Annotated in this window: 17 protein-coding genes and 2 pseudogenes; 16 read left to right on the forward strand and 3 right to left on the reverse strand. The window is 65.5% G+C overall.

Annotation, left to right across the window (positions count from 1 at the left end; translation table 11 throughout):
• Nucleotides 1-43: 43 nt before the first annotated feature.
• Nucleotides 44-345 (reverse strand): annotated as a pseudogene (locus NUT86_RS36615) (P-type ATPase); the annotation flags it as partial.
• A gap of 316 nt (nt 346-661) precedes the next feature.
• Between NUT86_RS36615 and NUT86_RS36620 the strand changes: the two are divergent.
• From NUT86_RS36620 to NUT86_RS36685, 14 genes are all read left to right on the forward strand, one after another.
• Nucleotides 662-1,507: an HAD family hydrolase gene (locus tag NUT86_RS36620; protein ID WP_274739668.1), complete on the forward strand. Its 846-nt coding sequence runs from the start codon at nt 662-664 to the stop codon at nt 1,505-1,507.
• Nucleotides 1,508-2,271: 764 nt separating this feature from the next.
• Complete coding sequence (locus tag NUT86_RS36625; protein ID WP_274739670.1) at nt 2,272-2,577, forward strand: hypothetical protein; 306 nt, start codon at nt 2,272-2,274, stop codon at nt 2,575-2,577.
• 5 nt (nt 2,578-2,582) lie between these two features.
• Complete coding sequence (locus NUT86_RS36630) at nt 2,583-3,092, forward strand: thiamine pyrophosphate-binding protein (RefSeq protein ID WP_274739672.1); 510 nt, start codon at nt 2,583-2,585, stop codon at nt 3,090-3,092.
• Nucleotides 3,089-3,673 (forward strand): thiamine pyrophosphate-dependent enzyme, encoded by a 585-nt coding sequence (locus tag NUT86_RS36635; protein ID WP_274739674.1) that lies wholly within the window; start codon nt 3,089-3,091, stop codon nt 3,671-3,673. The genes NUT86_RS36630 and NUT86_RS36635 overlap by 4 nt, the downstream gene beginning before the upstream one ends.
• 10 nt (nt 3,674-3,683) lie before the next feature.
• Complete coding sequence (locus NUT86_RS36640) at nt 3,684-4,760, forward strand: hypothetical protein (protein ID WP_274739676.1); 1,077 nt, start codon at nt 3,684-3,686, stop codon at nt 4,758-4,760.
• Nucleotides 4,757-5,149 carry an NUDIX hydrolase gene (locus tag NUT86_RS36645; protein WP_274739678.1) on the forward strand — a complete coding sequence of 131 codons (393 nt, stop codon included), beginning with the start codon at nt 4,757-4,759 and terminating at the stop codon, nt 5,147-5,149. Before NUT86_RS36640 ends, NUT86_RS36645 begins: the two co-directional genes overlap by 4 nt.
• A 46-nt stretch (nt 5,150-5,195) precedes the next feature.
• On the forward strand, nt 5,196-5,741 hold the full coding sequence (folE, locus tag NUT86_RS36650; protein WP_274739680.1) for a GTP cyclohydrolase I: 546 nt from the start codon (nt 5,196-5,198) through the stop codon (nt 5,739-5,741).
• 77 nt (nt 5,742-5,818) lie between these two features.
• A complete protein-coding gene (locus tag NUT86_RS36655; protein WP_274739682.1) occupies nt 5,819-7,675 on the forward strand; it encodes an adenosylcobalamin-dependent ribonucleoside-diphosphate reductase in 1,857 nt (618 codons plus the stop codon).
• A gap of 25 nt (nt 7,676-7,700) precedes the next feature.
• A complete protein-coding gene (locus tag NUT86_RS36660) occupies nt 7,701-8,375 on the forward strand; it encodes a class I SAM-dependent methyltransferase (protein ID WP_274739684.1) in 675 nt (224 codons plus the stop codon).
• Nucleotides 8,376-8,402: 27 nt separating this feature from the next.
• Nucleotides 8,403-8,990, forward strand: a complete 588-nt coding sequence (locus NUT86_RS36665; protein ID WP_274739686.1) for a Maf family protein — start codon at nt 8,403-8,405, stop codon at nt 8,988-8,990.
• Nucleotides 8,981-10,030 carry a carbohydrate kinase family protein gene (locus tag NUT86_RS36670; RefSeq protein ID WP_274739688.1) on the forward strand — a complete coding sequence of 350 codons (1,050 nt, stop codon included), beginning with the start codon at nt 8,981-8,983 and terminating at the stop codon, nt 10,028-10,030. The genes NUT86_RS36665 and NUT86_RS36670 overlap by 10 nt, the downstream gene beginning before the upstream one ends.
• Nucleotides 10,023-10,946 (forward strand): LLM class flavin-dependent oxidoreductase, encoded by a 924-nt coding sequence (locus NUT86_RS36675; RefSeq protein WP_274739689.1) that lies wholly within the window; start codon nt 10,023-10,025, stop codon nt 10,944-10,946. Before NUT86_RS36670 ends, NUT86_RS36675 begins: the two co-directional genes overlap by 8 nt.
• A 49-nt stretch (nt 10,947-10,995) precedes the next feature.
• Nucleotides 10,996-11,202, forward strand: a complete 207-nt coding sequence (locus NUT86_RS36680; RefSeq protein WP_274739690.1) for a Trm112 family protein — start codon at nt 10,996-10,998, stop codon at nt 11,200-11,202.
• Nucleotides 11,199-11,630, forward strand: a complete 432-nt coding sequence (locus tag NUT86_RS36685; protein WP_274739692.1) for a cytidine deaminase — start codon at nt 11,199-11,201, stop codon at nt 11,628-11,630. Before NUT86_RS36680 ends, NUT86_RS36685 begins: the two co-directional genes overlap by 4 nt.
• Nucleotides 11,631-11,863: 233 nt before the next feature.
• On the opposite strand, the pseudogene NUT86_RS36690 reads toward NUT86_RS36685, so the two are convergent.
• Nucleotides 11,864-12,393 (reverse strand): annotated as a pseudogene (locus tag NUT86_RS36690) (IS5 family transposase); the annotation flags it as partial.
• A 272-nt stretch (nt 12,394-12,665) separates the two neighbouring features.
• On the opposite strand from NUT86_RS36690, the gene NUT86_RS36700 reads away from it, so the two are divergent.
• Nucleotides 12,666-14,159 (forward strand): B12-binding domain-containing radical SAM protein, encoded by a 1,494-nt coding sequence (locus tag NUT86_RS36700; RefSeq protein WP_159484575.1) that lies wholly within the window; start codon nt 12,666-12,668, stop codon nt 14,157-14,159.
• A gap of 60 nt (nt 14,160-14,219) precedes the next feature.
• Entirely contained in the window at nt 14,220-14,876 is a 657-nt protein-coding gene (leuE, locus tag NUT86_RS36705) for a leucine efflux protein LeuE (protein WP_018088765.1), read from the forward strand.
• Between the two features lie 922 nt (nt 14,877-15,798).
• Here the strand turns inward: leuE and NUT86_RS36710 are convergent.
• A complete protein-coding gene (locus NUT86_RS36710) occupies nt 15,799-16,113 on the reverse strand; it encodes a hypothetical protein (RefSeq protein ID WP_274739694.1) in 315 nt (104 codons plus the stop codon).
• Between the last annotated feature and the right edge of the window lie 414 nt (nt 16,114-16,527).

The raw sequence follows: 16,527 nt of genomic DNA on the forward strand, positions 1-16,527 counted from the left end.
GGCCCGCTCCATGGCTCCCGCCTCGGCGGGAGCAGCGGGCAGGGATGGTGAGCGCGGCGAGCAGGATGTGCAGCGCGGTCTCGTTGGGGGTCCGCTGCCGGGTCGCGCCCTCGACCAGCGCGATCATCCGGTCCAGGAAGGACTGTCCGGGGCGGGAGGTGACGCGTACGACGAGGCGGTCGGACAGCACGGTGGTGCCGGCGGTGACCCCGGAGCGGTCGCCGCCGGATTCTCGGATGACGGGTGCGGATTCACCGGTGACTGCCGATTCGTCGACCGCGGCGACCTGTCGATCACATCGCCGTCCGCCGGGATCGCCTCGCCCGCCTCGACCAGTACGAAGTTCGCCTGAATCTTTTCCGGTTCGACGAACGGCCATCGACGTTCAGTGCTCTCCGACCTGCTCGCGCCGGACTGTGCTCTGCACGGCCGAGCATCCGTCTGTCTCGTCGAAAAGCACTACGTAGTCGTTGCCAAGCTGTTCTGTTTGTTGAGGAGAAGCTCCACAAGCAAGGCCGCGACATCCGCAACACAGGGCAGGCCCGGAAGATGGCCCGCAGTGTTCGGCGAAGGGCCTCGGACCTTGCGGACCCGCTCCCGCACGACGGATGCTCATGGACCCTGTCACTGACCATGCAGCCCAAGGGAGCGGTGTCGAGTTATGGATCGCAGCAACCTGAGCCCGGACAACGGAGACCATCATGTGGGGATTCCCGGGCCCCGCTGGCAGCCTGAGATGCTCGTCCTGGACATCGACGGCACACTCGTCGAGCCCGGCTGCGAGATCACGGATCGCGTTCGTGCGGCGCTCGTGCGGGCGTCCGACGCCGGTTGCCACGTCGTGCTCGCCACGGGCAGGGCGTCCTTCGAGGTCATGGAACTCTTCCGCAGCACGGGCCTTCGCGAGGGGCTGGCGGTATGCAGCAACGGAGCAGTGGTGGCGAGGATGCCCACTGGCGAGATCCTTGCGCAGGAGGCATTCAACGCCCGGCCGGCGCTGGACGCACTGCTGCAGCATGTTCCGGCTGCTCGGGTCGCCGTAGAGATCGCGGGCACCGGTTACTTGGTCACGCATCAGTTCCCCGAGGAGAAGCTTCTCGGCCCGCAGATCGTCGCTCCTCTAGACGGTCTGTGCTCGGAGCCGGTCATCCGGGCCGTCGTCCGGGACCCGAGCCAGACGAGTGAGGACTTTCGAACCCTGATGCAAAGGCTCCGCATCCGTGGAGCCAGCTACGCAGTGGGCTTTGAGGCATGGCTCGACCTGGGACCGCTGGGGGTGACCAAGGCCTCCGGCTTGGAGAAGGTGACCTCGATGCTGGGTTCGGATCGCCGAATGGCGCTGGCCATCGGTGACGGCCACAATGATGCCGAGATGCTCGCCTGGGCGGGGCGCGGCGTGGCCATGGGGCACGCTCCGGCGCACCTCAAGCAGATCGCCGACGCCACGACCCTAACCGTCAACGAGGACGGGGCGGCGGCAGAGATCGAGAAGTGGTTCGGCGTCTGATCCGTTTCGCGGGACCGACGGGCGCTGTTGTGGCTAAGAGCAGCCGCCATTTCCCCCACCCCAGGCGCGCAGGCCGCACCGCCTTGGTACGCGAAGGGCGGTGAAGGGCCAGCCCGGTTCAGGGCAGCACAAGCCTCCGGTCACGCAGTCGCGGACGTCTGAGCAGAGAGGTGCGCAGGAAAATATGTTCCGTACGTAAGAGAGTCAATCGCCCTCGCACGGCTGGCTGATTCCGTCGGACACGGACCGGGCGTCCAGCTTCGCGTTCTGCCCGGGCCCCTGCACACGGGGGTCATCGGGGCCCGGGCCTCACCGGGACTGGCTTTCATCAGGGGATATGGTCGGCGCAGCCCGCGAGAGGCGGATCATCTCGCCGCGTGCGGACCATTGCGGCGCCCTGCTCACGGCTGCGCTCGCGGTGATGAACAGGAGCCACAGACTGGGCCGCTCCCTGCGTTTTTGCAGTTACACGTGCGACGTAGCGCAACTTGGCAGAGTGACGCACACAAGGAGAGGTGAAATGGGCCCTTTGTCCTTCTCTGGGCTGGCCGTCCAAGAGAGATTCAGCCGACCTGCCATGTGGTCTTGTCCACTGCGCCGTGGGGGCCTTCCATGGAGAGCGCTGGTTGGGAATTGCCCCGCGGCTGTGCCTCAGGCACGTCGTTGCCGCACCGCCGCCAAGGTCGTTCCCGTCGGGCCCATCGATCCCGACGCCGGCTCTCACCTCCTTCACCGCCCGTGCCGTCATGGAGAGGTCGTATTTGATGTCAGATGAAATCGTGCAGGTCGGAACCCAGCTGGTCCATCAAGACGAGCGGGTCCGCGTCTGGACACTCGATCTGGCCCCGGGGGAGCAGACAGAGATCCACCAGCACCCCTGCGACTACGTCTACGTCGTCGTCGCCGGTGGACAGACCGAGACGATAGACGTCGACTCCACGGTTCATCCCAGCAACGATCAGGTAGGAGATGCCGTCTACCACCAGGTGGGCCCCGCACATCTGTTGAAGAACGTCGGCACCACGCACTACTCCAACATCATCGTCGAGCTCGTGTCGACCGGACACTGATCCGCATGTCGGCAGGCGACGCCTATGAATCACTGCTCCAGGCCGGTGTGGACTTCATCAGCGGCGTACCCGATTCGCTGCTGGCGCCCTTGCACACACTGGCCGCTCAGCGATCAGAGATCGACTACCAGCCGGCGTGCGACGAGGCCACCGCGGTCGGCCTGGCGGCGGGCGCCCGCCTCGCCGGAGCGCGCAGCCTGGTCCTCATGGAGAACTCGGGGCTGCGTCGCGCATGCGAGACGCTGGCACGCCTGACGATAAGTCATCGTCTGCACTCCGTCTGGATATTGGCCCGCCGTGGGGCCTTCGGCGAAAGGAACTGGTGGGGCCTCCCGCACGAGGAGACCATGCACACGCACCTGCGCATGCTTCCCGTGCTGTCTCAGGAGATCCACTCGCTGGAGCACTTCGGCACGCTGCTTCGTCAGGCATACGCCACAGCCGACACCGGCCAGCGGTCAGTAGCCCTGATCGCCAATCAGTCTTTCCTGCAGCAGTTGCGGAGTGCCGCATGAGAACATCCGAGTTTCTGCAGGCGCTTCTCGGCCGGCTAGATCCCGACTGCGTCGTCGTGTCCTCCCTGGGGCGCACCAGTGACGAACTCTTTCAACTCGCTCCGGAGCGAACCTTGTTCACCGACACGATGGGTGACGTGTCCGCCCTCGCGACGGGTATGGCCATCGCCATGAAACCGCGGCCGGTCCTCGCCGTGGACACAGACGGCAGCTTCCTCATGAATCTCTCCGTCCTTACAGCTCTGGGCAGCAGGCTGCCGACCCTTGACAACCACACGCTGGCTATCGTCGACAACGGGATTTACGAATCCGCCGGAGGCATGCCGAGCCGTCACTGCCCCCTGGACTGGCAGCACCTCTTTGCCGCAGTGGGCCTCGCCGCGATCACCGTGCGCAGCTCCTGCGACATCCCCGACCCGATCCCGCGTCCGGGCACCGTTGTTGTGGCCCAGGTGGTCAACGACGCCGCACCCCTCGATTCGGCCAAGACCTACGACGGCATCGAGTCGTCGTACGCCATCGAGCGGCTCATCGCCGCCCAGCGCGGCAGGCCGCCGCGTCGACCAGCACTCAAATCGTGAGGGGACAGGCGTGAAACGCATCATGAGCGTCAACGGCAGCAGCGTGTACGAATATGCGACCACCGGACCAGCACGCACCCTGATCTGCTCGACACCGTCGTCGCGGGCACTGCTCACGGACCCCACCCTCTGCGGCACCCCTTACCGGCGCCACTCCCGGAACGCCGTGGCGCAGGCGTTGCACGCGCTGACCGCCACCGACACGTCAGATCTCTCGACTACCCCCGCTGACCAGTTCGCGACACTCAATGTGCTCCGCGGAGGGCTCAGCTTCGGGATCGAAGATGCGTTGGGCAACGTCTTGCAGGCCGACCCCGCGGTTAGCTTCGTCGGCACCGAACGCCCCCCGGACGGACCGATCGAGCTGACCTACGACCGATGGGAACTCGCAGATGCCAGTGTGCTGGTGGTCGGCGACATCATCGGTACCGGCAGTACCCTCGCCCGCGTCCTGACGGAAGCAGTGGAGCGAGCGGCAAAGCGCGGCAGGCCGCTGCAATCCATCCTGGTCTTCACCATCGGCTCACGGCTCGGTGTGCAGCGCGTACTGGCAGCACTGGCCGCCACGCCCGCGATAGCCAGCACCTACGTACAAAGCCAACCATCCCTGACCGTGGTGGCGTTGGAAGCCCTCTACGACCTGCCCAGCCCCGAGGCTCCGCCGTCCTTCCCGCACTTCCCCTTTGACCTTTTGCGAGCCCCCGCAGCCGCAGCACCCGAATACGAGCACCACCGCCTCAGCACCCCAGGAAGCCTCTTCGAGCGCTGTGCCATCTACGACGGCGGCGTACGCGCCTTCACCCCCGCTGACCACACCGCGGAAAGGTCCGCCTGGTGGGCCTCGGTGACCGACCGCAAGCTCCCCCTGGCTGAAGTCGCCACCCGCACCGCCGGCCTGGAGACCTACCGAAAGCCGCTCGAACAGTGGAAGACCACGGTCCCCTGGTCCACCCAGATCTCCCACGACGAGGCTGCCGCCATTCACCGCCTGGGCCAGAAGGCCATCGCCTTCGCCGACGACCTCACGACCGACGAGTACGCCCGTGACCATCTGGTAGCGAAGGGACACACAGGCACCCGCACATGATCGACAAAATCGCGTGGATCCGAATCGAGGACGGACACATCCTGTCGACCCGCTCCAAGGGCAGGTCGCGCTACTACCTCCCTGGGGGGAAACGGGAACAGGGCGAGGGCGACCTCGACACTCTGATCCGCGAGATCAAGGAAGAACTGTCCGTCGACCTCCAGCCTGAAACCGCCCGCTACGTAGGGGAGTTCCACGCCCAGGCGGACGCGCTACCTGAAGGCGTGGAGGTCAGGATGCGCTGCTACGAATGCGACTACCTCGGGGACCTCAGCCCCGCCTCAGAGATCGCAGAAATGATCTGGTTGACCTACGCAGACCGTGACCAAACCTCCGCCGTCGACCAGATCATCTTCGCCCAGCTGCACAGTCAAGGACATCTCCGCTAACCAACATCGGCTGCGCCCAGGCGCCTGCGCCGCAACGGAGGAATAGATGACCATCGCCGAGTGGATCGAACAGAACGTCACCACAGACAAACGGGCACTGGACTGGTACCAGTCTCCCGAAAGCGAACCACGCATCGTCCGCGCCTACCGCGAACTGCTCAGCGGCTACGAGGCGGACCCTTCCAAGATCCTCAAGACGACCTGCACGGTCGAAGGCGAGTACACCGGCGCGGTCCGCATCCGAGACATCAACTACTACTCGATCTGCGCCCACCACTTCCTGCCGTTCTTCGGCGCCGTCGACATCGTCTATATCCCCGGCGACCGCATCCTAGGTCTCGGCAAGTTCCCTCGTCTGGTTCAGGCGTTCAGCCGGCGATTCCAGATCCAGGAACATCTGGTCAAAGACATCGCCACAGAGATCGTGACAAGCGGCGGCGCCCGCGCGGCCCAAGCCTCGGCATCTGGACGTCACATGTGCATGTGCAGCCGCGGCCCCTCCGACCAGACCGTCATCACCGACACCTCCTACACAGCAGGAGATGTCCAGCTCCTCCAGGCCAGCGAGACGCAAGCCCTGCGCCGGCTCTGAACCGATCCCGGTGACAGGCGCACAGGAGCCGCCAAGGCCCTGCGCGCCTGTCACCCATCGACCGGGAGGTCGTCCGCATGCCAGGCCAGATCGCCACTCTCTTCGCATCGGTGCGCACCGCTCTGACAGCCACCCGCACCGACCGCGTCAACCTCACCGGCAACGCACACCTGCTGCTCCGAGAGCGGTATCTCACAGCAGACCAGCACGGCGAGGTCACCGAAACCCCCGAAGCGTTCTTCCGGCGCATCGCCAAGGCGCTGGCCGCCGTGGAGGAGCCAGACGACACACAACCATGGGAGTCGGCCTTCTACGAGGTCATGGCACGACTGGAGTTCCACCCCGGCAGCAGGACGCTCGCCAATGCTGGCTCGGCCCGACCGCAACTGGCGAACTGTTTCGTCTTCCCGCTGGAAGACTCCCAGGCCAGCATCCTGCAGACCTTCACCGACTCGTCCGTGGTCAAAGGCCTGGGCGGTGGATGCGGCTATAACTACTCCCGCATCCGCCCCAAGGGAGACGCCGTTCGCGGCACGGCGGGACTCGCCGCCGGCCCCGTCGCCCTGCTCAAGATGTTCGACGGCGCCACGAAACTCTTCCGCCAGCGCGGCCGCTACGAGAGCGGAAACATGGCCGTCCTCAACATCGACCACCCCGATGTCCTGCAGTTCATCGAAGCCAAAAAGATCGACGGCTCCCTGAATATGACCAACATCTCGCTCGGCATCTCCGACGCCTTCATGCACGCCGTCGCAGCCCAAGCCGACTGGCCCCTGATCAACCCCCGCACGGGCGAAGCCGTCCGCAAGATACCGGCCGCCGAACTCTTCGGCACGGCATGCCGACTCGCCTGCGAGACGGGCGATCCCGGTCTTCTCTTCCTCGACCGCATGAACGATGACAACCCCCTGCGTGACGCCCTGGGAGAGATCACAGCGACCAACCCCTGCGGCGAGATCGGCCTGTACCCCTACGAGGCATGCAACCTGGGATACCTGAATCTGCCGAAGCTGCTGCTCCCTGCTCACGAACGCAAAACCCCGTACCTTTTCGACGAGGAGCGCCTGCGTCACGTCGTCGCGGCTGGTGTCCGCATGATAGACAACGCGATCTCGGTGTCCTGGTTCCCCGTAGAGAACATCCGGGAGGCCGTATCCGCGAACCGACGCGTGGGACTGGGCGTCACCGGCTGGGCGGACTGTCTGGCCGCCTCAGGCATTCCCTACGACTCTCCCGAGGCCCTTAACTGCGCTGAGCTGCTGGCCTCCGTCATCCGTGACGCAGCCCAGACAGCGTCGTACGCCCTGGGCCACGAGCGAGGCCCCTTCCCGAACATCGTTCATACGAACTGGAAGGACAGCGATCAGCAGCCCCGCAACATAGCCGTCCTTGCCCTTCCCCCCAGCGGCAACAATGCCGTCATCTTCGACACCGCATTCAGCATCGAGCCCTTCTTCGGGATGACCTACTCACAACAGGTGTTCGGGAACCGGCGAATCCACTCCGTCAACCAGACCCTGCTCGCAGAACTCGAACACCGCGGAATCCCCGCCGACGGACTTCTCGAGCAGATCGCACAGAACGACGGCAGCCTGGCCGGCCTGGCACACATCCCGGCCGACCTGCAGGCCGTGTTCAAGACGGCGCACGAAATCGCGCCCGAGTGGCACGTGCGCATGCAGGCAGCGTTCCAGCGGCACGTCGACAACGCGGTCACCAAGACCGTCAACCTCCCCGCCGACGCTACACCCCAGCACGTCGCTTCCCTGTATCAACAGGCATGGGAGCTGGGCTGCAAAGGCATCACCGTCTACCGCGACACCTCTAAGAACGAGCAGGCCATCGCCTGGACGACCGCGACCAACCAGCCTGCAGCACAACCCGCGGAAGCTGACTGCGTCGGCTTGGACGGCGCATGCCAAGTGTGCGAATGACCCGGATCAAGAGCAGAGGACAGGCATGAGCCAGCAACTGTGGGAACGCGAATACATCAACAAGGCCATATCGTCATCCACCAACACCAAGCCCTCACACGGCACACAGTTCTTCCGGCAGTGCCTGCCCCGGATCGCCGAAGTCGAAGGGCCGCCACGCCTGCTCGACCTCGGATGCGGCGGAGGCCGAAACGCCACCGTGCTGAAAGAAACCGGCCTGGACTACTACGGAATGGACTTCGCGCACCGTCCCCTGGCAAAGGCAGCCGCACGCGAGGACGGCCCAAGCCTCCGCCTCGTCCAAGGATCCATGGCAGCAAAACTTCCGTACAAGACCAACACCTTCAGCATCGTCTCGGCCTTCACCAGCGTGGAGAACGTCGTCGAGAACGCCCAACTACGCTTCCTCAGCCAGGAGATCCGCCGCGTCCTGTGCCCCCAGGGCCTGCTCTATGTGTACTTCATGACCCCCGACGACGGCTACTACCAGCCGCTGGTCAACCAGAGCGCCGATGCCCGCTCGCTCACCTACGACCCGGTGACCGAACTACGTCAACGGGTCTACCAACTCCACGAACTCTGCGACCTCTTCAGTCCGTCCTTCACCCTGCAGGCGTCGGACGACTTCGTGTTCGAGGACACCCGCTCCCACAACACCTATCTGCGCCACCTGGCAGCAGGACTGTGGCAGGCGTCCTGAAGATCTGACAGCGAAGGAAGCGAACCAATGACCGAGGTCGTGCTCGCATCCGGATCGCCCTCGCGACTGGACCTACTGCGACGAGCAGGCATTGAACCCACCGTCATCGTGAGCGGTGCCGACGAAACAGCCCTACCCGGAGAAGCGCCACATGACCTCGTGGTGCGCCTGGCAGAGGCAAAAGCGAAGACGGTCAGCCTCCAAGTGAAGCAAGGCGTCGTGATCGGATGTGACTCGCTCCTCGAACTGGACGGCATCGCTCACGGGAAACCCGGACGCCCCCAGCCCGCCATAGAACTCTGGCAGCACATGAGCGGCCGCAAAGGAACCTTCCACACGGGACATTGCCTCATCGATGCCGCCACACAACGCACGGTCACCGGCCTGTGCTCCACCATCGTTACCTTCGGTACCCCCACGCAGGCCGAGATCACCGACTACATCGCCACGGGGGAACCCCTCGCTGTAGCCGGCGCGTTCAAGATCTCCCATAAGGGTGGATGGTTCGTCGACAACGTCGAAGGCGACCCAGGCAACCTGCAAGGCATATCACTGCCGCTCGTACGGCGTCTGCTCCACCAACTCGGATGGAATGTGACCCGCCTATGGGCCTAAATGCCACCGGTACGGGCCGCAATGCCTCGCAACACCCCGCGCCGCTCCCTGCCGCTCCCTCCGTGGACCCACGCGTCCGCATCGTCGTCATCGGACACGTGACCACCGACGTCATCGTCCTTCCGCACGGTGACGTCACCCAGGGAGACGACAACGAGGCCAGGATCCGCATCTCGCCCGGAGGACAGGCAGCGAACACCGCCGCATGGCTGGCCTGGCAGAGCGCACCGGTCACTCTGGTAACCAGCGTCGGTGACGACCCCGAAGGACACGCCAGGATCACCGAACTGAGCGAATCAGGAGTGGACTGCGCCGCGCGTCGCTGCCATGGCGCCGCAACGGGCAGCGTCGTGGTGATCGCAGATGCGCACAACCGGACCATGATGTCCCAACGCGGCGCCAACGTCCGTCTCACGCCTCGCGACATTGATACGGCGCTGGCCACACGACCCGACACGGGACACATACACCTGTCAGCCTATGTCCTGCTGGACACCGAATCCCGCCCTGCCGGCCTACGCGCGCTGACTGTCGCCCGCGAACGCCGCCTCAGCATAAGCATCGACGCGGCTTCCGCCGGGCTGCTCCACCAAGCCGGTCCCGCGCGGTGTCGTGAGTGGATGCGGGGCATCGACGTACTGATCGCCAACGCTGAGGAAGCCTGTGCCCTCACTGGCAGCACCAACGACGAACTCGCCGCCCGTGGCCTCACCGCCACTGCCACCCACGTCGTCGTGAAGCGCGGCAGCCATGGCGCCCTGTGGGCCCGCCGCGACGGACCAGACATCGACGTCCCCGCCCACCCGGCCGTAGCCATCGATTCCACCGGAGCAGGCGACGCCTTCGCCGCAGGCCTATTGACCGGCTTCACTGCAGGAAGCGACCCGCGCACGACGCTGCGCCAAGCAGCGGCGCTTGGAGCCGCAGCTGTCTCCACCATTGGCGCACGACCCCGCACGCTGAGCCCGACGGCACCACATCCCGCCGCGCCGAGCTCCGCCCGCGCAATATTGCCCCACCGAGGAGGACCGCATGCGTGATACCTCTGCCAGCCCACCGCCTGGCGCCTTGCCCGCCTCCCGGCTCAAATACGGGATCTCTGTGCCCCCGCACGGCGACTACGCAGCCCCCAAGCTCCTGGCTGCGCTGGCACGCGAGGCCGAGGACGCCGGCTGGGACGGCTTCTTCCTGTGGGACCACCTGCTGTTCATGAGGGGCTTCGACCGGCCGGTGGTGGACCCCTGGATCAGCCTCGCCGCCGTGGCCACGGCGACGCAAAGGATCAGGTTCGGCACCATGGTCACTCCGCTGGCCCGCCGCCGACCCTGGAAGGTAGCCAAGGAGGCGGTCACCCTAGACCACCTGTCCGACGGACGCTTCATCCTGGGCGTGGGATTGGGCTATCCCCGCGACTCGGAGTTCGAAGACTTCGGCGAAGACGGCGATGAACGCGTCCGAGCTGACAAACTCGACGAGGCGCTGGACATCATTGTCGGTCTCTGGTCCGGTCGGCCATTCCGTTACAAAGGGCAGCACTTCCAGATCGCAGAGTGCACCTTCCTGCCGGAGCCGGTACAACGCCCCCGAATTCCCATCTGGGTGGCCGGATACTGGCCCAACCGCCGCCCCTTCCGCCGCGCGGCCCGCTGGGACGGAGTCCTGCCAGGACGTCTGTCTCTCGAACGCCGCAAGAGGTGGACACCGACCATGATCCCCCCACAGACCTACGGCGACATCGTCTCGTACGTGCAAGAACACCGCACCGCTACCACCCCCTACGACTTCGCCCTGGGGGGCTACACCAACGGAGACGGCGGAGACGCCGACCAAGAACGAGTCGCCGCCTACGCAGACCTCGGCGTGACCTGGTGGTTCGAAAACCTGCACGGTTTCCGCGGCTCCCTCGACCAGACGCGAGAACGCATCCGCCTCGGTCCACCTCGACTCAGCCCATGAAGTCAGCCTTCTTCACGCACCCCTGTCCGCCCACCGCAAAGAGGTACACATGCTGGACCCCGACCTCCTGTCAATCATGGCCTGCCCCTTCGACCACGCAGCGCTGAACTACACAGCGCACTCACAACAGCTCACCTGCGACCAATGCGCCCGTATCTTCGAGGTACGCGATCAAATCCCCGTCCTCATTCCCGAGATGGCCCGGCAGCCAAGGGAAGCCGTCCGCCTGGACCGCCGGCACAAGGACCACGCATGACGGCCGCCCCCGACGCCGCGGCACGATCTACCGATGACACGCGAGTCTGGGAAGAACTGCGAAGCGCAGCCCGGTCTGCAATGGCACATGCCTATGCCCCCTACTCCAACTACCCAGTAGGTGCCGCGGCACGGACCGACCGCGGCCACATCGTCACAGGGTGCAACGTGGAGAATGCCTCCTACGGACTAGGGCTCTGCGCAGAGTGCGGGCTGGTATCCAGCCTCAGACTGGTAGGCGGCGTCCTGACCCACTTCACCTGTGTCGACGGCGACGGGAATGTCCTGGTCCCGTGCGGACGATGCCGGCAACTGCTCTACGAATTCGGCGGCCCGGAGCTGCTCGTCCACACCCCCGAAGGCATCCGCGCGATGAGCCAACTGCTGCCCGAGGCATTTGGCCCGGCCCACCTGCAGGCCGACAACTGACGCCACCCTCTGGGGCACAGGCTGACGCAGAGGCGCGCGTTGCCCAAGTAGCGGGAGCCTTCCCCGCCCTGCGTCGGCCGCATGCGGTACGGAAGCTCCAGCGTTTCTCGAGTGAGCAGAGGGAGCGGAGCGAGTAGCACGGCGTCCGGCATCGCTGCCGAGGCGGGCACGGTCGGCACCGTGATCAACCGACATGGTTTTGCCGAGGATCCCCTAACGCCAATCAGCCGGCGCGCCAAGTTGATGACAGCGGCTCGCGACGGTGAGCTGTTTGATATCCGGACCGGCCTGCCAGGTTCCGAGCTGCGTGCTCTGAAGCAGCGTTCGACGACGTTGCGGCGCCGGTAGGCGGCCTTGTCGAAACCGCAGGGCTGTTCACGACGCCGTCTGCGGCCGGCGAGCTGGTCGGAGCGTTCGGGGATGGTTGCTCTGATCCCACGCCTGCGGAGGTAGGCGCGGAAGGTGCGGGCGGAGTAGCCCTTGTCCGCGACGACGTGTTCGGGCCGGGTCCGAGGTCTGCCCGGTCCCGGCCGTGGGATGCGGATGACGGCTTCGGACTGGGTGCGGTCGTTGCGGGTGCCGGCGGTGACCAGGAAGGCCAGGGGCCTGCCGTGTCCATCGCAGGCGAGGTGGATCTTGCTGGTCAGCCCGCCGCGGGAGCGTCCGAGTCCGCGGTCTTCGAGCCCCCTTTGGCGGCCGTGTGCTGGTGGGCCCGCACCATCGTCGAGCCGATCGCGACCAGCCAGTCCACCTCCGCTTGTGCGGAGCGGACCGGGGGCGTCAGGGCGTGAGGGCCGTGTGGAGCAGTCCACGGGCCCGGCCTTCGATGGTTCAGTGCCGGGCGTGCAGGTCCCTCGCTCAAGCGTCTTGATCGTTTTCATTTGGCTGAATGGAATCGAGGGATCCGCTTTCAGCCCCCACCTGGCTGATTAATGCCTGGTACACGTATATTCCGCGTGCGAGCGTTCATGATCCGTCCGTACGGGCGCGCTGCTGTCAGCCGTCCGCTTCGCTCTCCCTGTGCCAGGTGATGGAATGACGTTGAAGGTGCTGCTCGCGAACGCCCCCAACCCCACCGAAAACAGGAACGCCTCGAACTATGCCTGCTACCCGCACATAGGGATCATCCAGCTCGCGACGGCGACGCGAGAAGCACTGGGTGACCGTGTCGACATCCGGGTCGTCGACGGCGGTATCAGCAACACCCAGACCGTGCAGCAGGCCGTTCGGGCCTTCGCCCCCGACCTCGTCGGTATCAGCGCGCTGACACCGACCTACTCCGAGGCCCTGAACATAGCCGAGACGGCCAAGGCTTGCGGGGCCAAGGTGGTTCTCGGCGACGACCATGCAATCTTCTTTCCCGAGATGATCCTTCGCAACAGGCCCCAGATCGACTACGTGATAGCCAACGACGGCGGCGAGATCCCGTTCGTGGAGCTGGTCCGTGCTCTACTCGACGGCACAAGCATGTCGGACGTGTCCTCGCTCGCCTACCGGCACAACGGCCGACTCCACATCAATCCAGCACCGAAGTACGCACTCTCGCTACGCAACACGATTCCGGACCTGTCCTTCATCGAGGACGTGCTGGACACCTACGCAGACAATTACCGCACGCAGTTCGGGCATCTCCACGGCCACCAGGTGCGACCGGTGACGGTGAACAACGCCCGCGGCTGCGAGAACGGCTACAAGCGCTGCACCTACTGCTCCATCGCGGACCTGACCGTCAACACGGGTGACCCCCGCGGGTTCTGGAAGGCGATCGACCAGTACAACCGCGAGCATGGAATCAACCTGTTCTTCGAGGTCTACGACAGCTTCACCGCCAGTCCCCGCTATGTGGACGCCCTCATCGACGCCACCCCGCCGCACCTGAAGCGCCGTATCGACGACGGCGAATTGCAGGTCATGGTCTATGCGCGCGCCCTCGGGCTGACCAAGCGCAACAACGTCGACAAGCTCCGTCGGCTCGGCGTCACGCGTGCCAACATTGGGCTGGACGCCGCCGACCCCGAAATGCTTGAGGCGCAGCGGAAAAACAAGACCACCGGCGAAACCAATCTCGAAGCCATCCGCATGCTGAACAAGGCGGGCATATCGGTTCACGCCTCGTACATCGCCGGCGCTCCGGGAGAGCGGCCGGAGACGTTGGACCGCACCATCGCCGGGATCCGGCAGATGCTGGGCGAGGTGGAGCTCTCCTCGGTTGAATTCTCGCGGTTCATTCCGTTGCCGAACAGTCCGGCATGGGATCTGCTGGTCGACTATGAGCGGCCAAACTTCTTCAAAAGCAGCTCAGAGATCGAGAGCTACCTGGCAGCTCTAGGGATCACCGTGACACGGGACGACCGGGAGGAGATGTTCGCCAGGTTCGGTGATCAGGACTTGCTCGACATCGACGAGTTGGGCGCTTTCTGGGCGGACAACTTCACCCACATCAGTGAGCAGTGCGCCCTGGAACGCATCGGCGAGGTCGATGAGATGGTGAGCGCGCACAACGTGCGCACGGGAAACAACGTCGGATAGCCGTGTTGCCTGGGGGCCGGCGGGCCGCCGGTCCTCAACGGCATAGAGGAGGGTGTCGGAATGCTGGGAGTGGAGAATCTGCTGACCTATGCCCTGGGCGCGCTGCTGATCATTGTGCTGCCGGGGCCGAGCTCCCTGTTCACACTGTCAGTCGCCGCACGGCTGGGTGTCAGAGCCGGCTATCGCGCCGCGACGGGGGTGTTCCTGGGCGAAAGCCTGCTCATGGTGGCGACGGCTGGCGGTCTCGCCTCGCTGCTGCAGACCAACGAACTACTGTTCGCCATCGTGAAATACGCCGGCGCTGGCTACCTGACCTGGATCGCGGTGGGCATGATCCGGGCGGCGTGGACGATGTGGCGACGTCACAACGAGAAGTCCGCGGAGGAGGCCGCTGCCGCCCCTGACCCGTCGACAGGCGGAAGGTTGTTCCGGCGCTCATTGGTGATCACCGTTCTGAACCCGAAGGCGATCTTGTTCTTCATCTCGTTCTTCGTGCAGTTCGTCGATCCCCAGTACGCACACCCGGCGCTGTCCTTTGCGCTGCTCGCACTCGTCTACCAAGTCATCAGCATCGCGTACGTGACCATGTTGATATTCGGCGGTACCTACCTCGCCACGCAGTTCCGCCGCCGCCGGAAGCTGTCAGCGGGCCTCACGACGGGGGCGGGAGCGCTGTTCCTCGGATTCGCGGCGAAGCTGGCCACAACGAGCAACTGAGCGTGACGCCCTATATCCCGGTGGGGGAGGGGATCCTGGACGTCCTGGGTCAGCTCGTCAGCGGCGTGGCGCGGGCCAACTTATGAAGTGGCCCGCCTGCCCAGCTCGGGGCGCCACGGTGACAGTGGAGCCCCGGCCGGCGGGCCCCGTGCCCGTCAGCCGGGCCCGGAGTCGGATGGCCCGTTCCGCCCCCCGTCGCAGTGGTGGGGTGGGTAGCTTCCCGGCGTATGAGTGCCTACCGAACTTCTCTGCCTTCCAAAGCGCGGTTTCGAAGATCAGTATCAACCGCTTCAACGTCCGTCTCCACCACTCGGCCCCGCGCGGTGTGCACCTGCGCCAGGTGATCAGAGTCAGAAGGCGAGTAACCGCACGATAAGTGCTGTCACCGTGCCCACTGTGAACGCAGCCCCGAGCGTGGTGAGCAGCAGGTGGGGCACATTCGTGTCCCACCTTCGATTGCGAACCGGTCGGGGGCTTCCGGATCGTATTGGACCGTGACGCGCTGACAGCCCGAGCTCGAGGTAACTGGCCGCCGCAGGGTGACCCTGCACGCCCTGGCCCCGAAGACGCACCAGTCCCCGCCCGCATCTACAGCAGCGCCTCCGTCCGGCACACCACCGGCACAGAACTCACCCTCGCTCGCGCGGAGAGCATGGCCCCGGCGCCCCGCCGGGCGAGATGATCGACGGTCCACCTCCGCTTGCGTGGAGAGGACCCCCACGACCTCTTCCTGCGCGGAGGTGTCCCGCGGGTTCCGGGGGTGAGCCAGGAGCCGTCCCAGTCCGCTCCGCGTTCGCGGAGATGGTGCACATTCACCCCACATCTGATCGGAGAACTACAGTGATGCGTCCACCTGTTGATTATCGACTTGGGGTAAATGAAGTGGCTTGGAGGACACGGGCGCCCCTTATCCGGTGGTGTGTCACCTGATCGACACGGCGGTGTCGCTGGTCGCCTGTGGGACTCCTACCTCACCGCCGGTCAGCGACGCGTCATCGCCGCCGGGTGGGGCGACGAGAGGGTCTCGCACCTCACCACCCCGGCGCTCCTGGTCCAGCTCGGCTACCCCGCACATGGGCGTCCGCTCCGGTCGATCGCCCACCAGGTCGGACAGATCCTCGGCGGCCACCACGGCACCTACAGCCAGGCCCTTACCGCTCATGCCCTCACCGAGCCCGAGCGTCAGGAACCGCGAGTCGGCCACACCCCTGGGTGGGTCGAGCAACGGGCCGCGCACCTCCACACTCTGCACGCCCTGTGCGGAAACCGGCACCTCCGGCCGAGTTCGGGCCGGGTGGTGCGTGCGTCCTGGCGACCGGCCTGAACGTCCTCGCTGACTGGCTCGCCTCCCGAACAGGCTGGATCCGCGCCCGCCACTGGGAGCGAAACCACACCCCGGACGCCAACCACATGGCGATGGGCGGTCCGAGCATCGGACCCACTGATGCTCCGACCGCCCATCGCTGTACAACGCCCTATCCGGCGCCGGCGCCGAATTCAGAAAGACCTCTGACTCGTCTCAAACGATCTGGCTTCGAGAGGGGCTCGCGAGACCGTCATTCCCAAAGACTGTTGACGTCCAGCTTCAGGGCGTAGGGCCCCTCAGGGTGAGTGGTGATGAGTCTGTATCCGTGGAGGAGCGACACGGAGC

The organism is Streptomyces sp. G7(2002) (assembly GCF_028870195.1).
GTDB classification, from domain to species: Bacteria; Actinomycetota; Actinomycetes; order Streptomycetales; family Streptomycetaceae; genus Streptomyces; species Streptomyces nigrescens.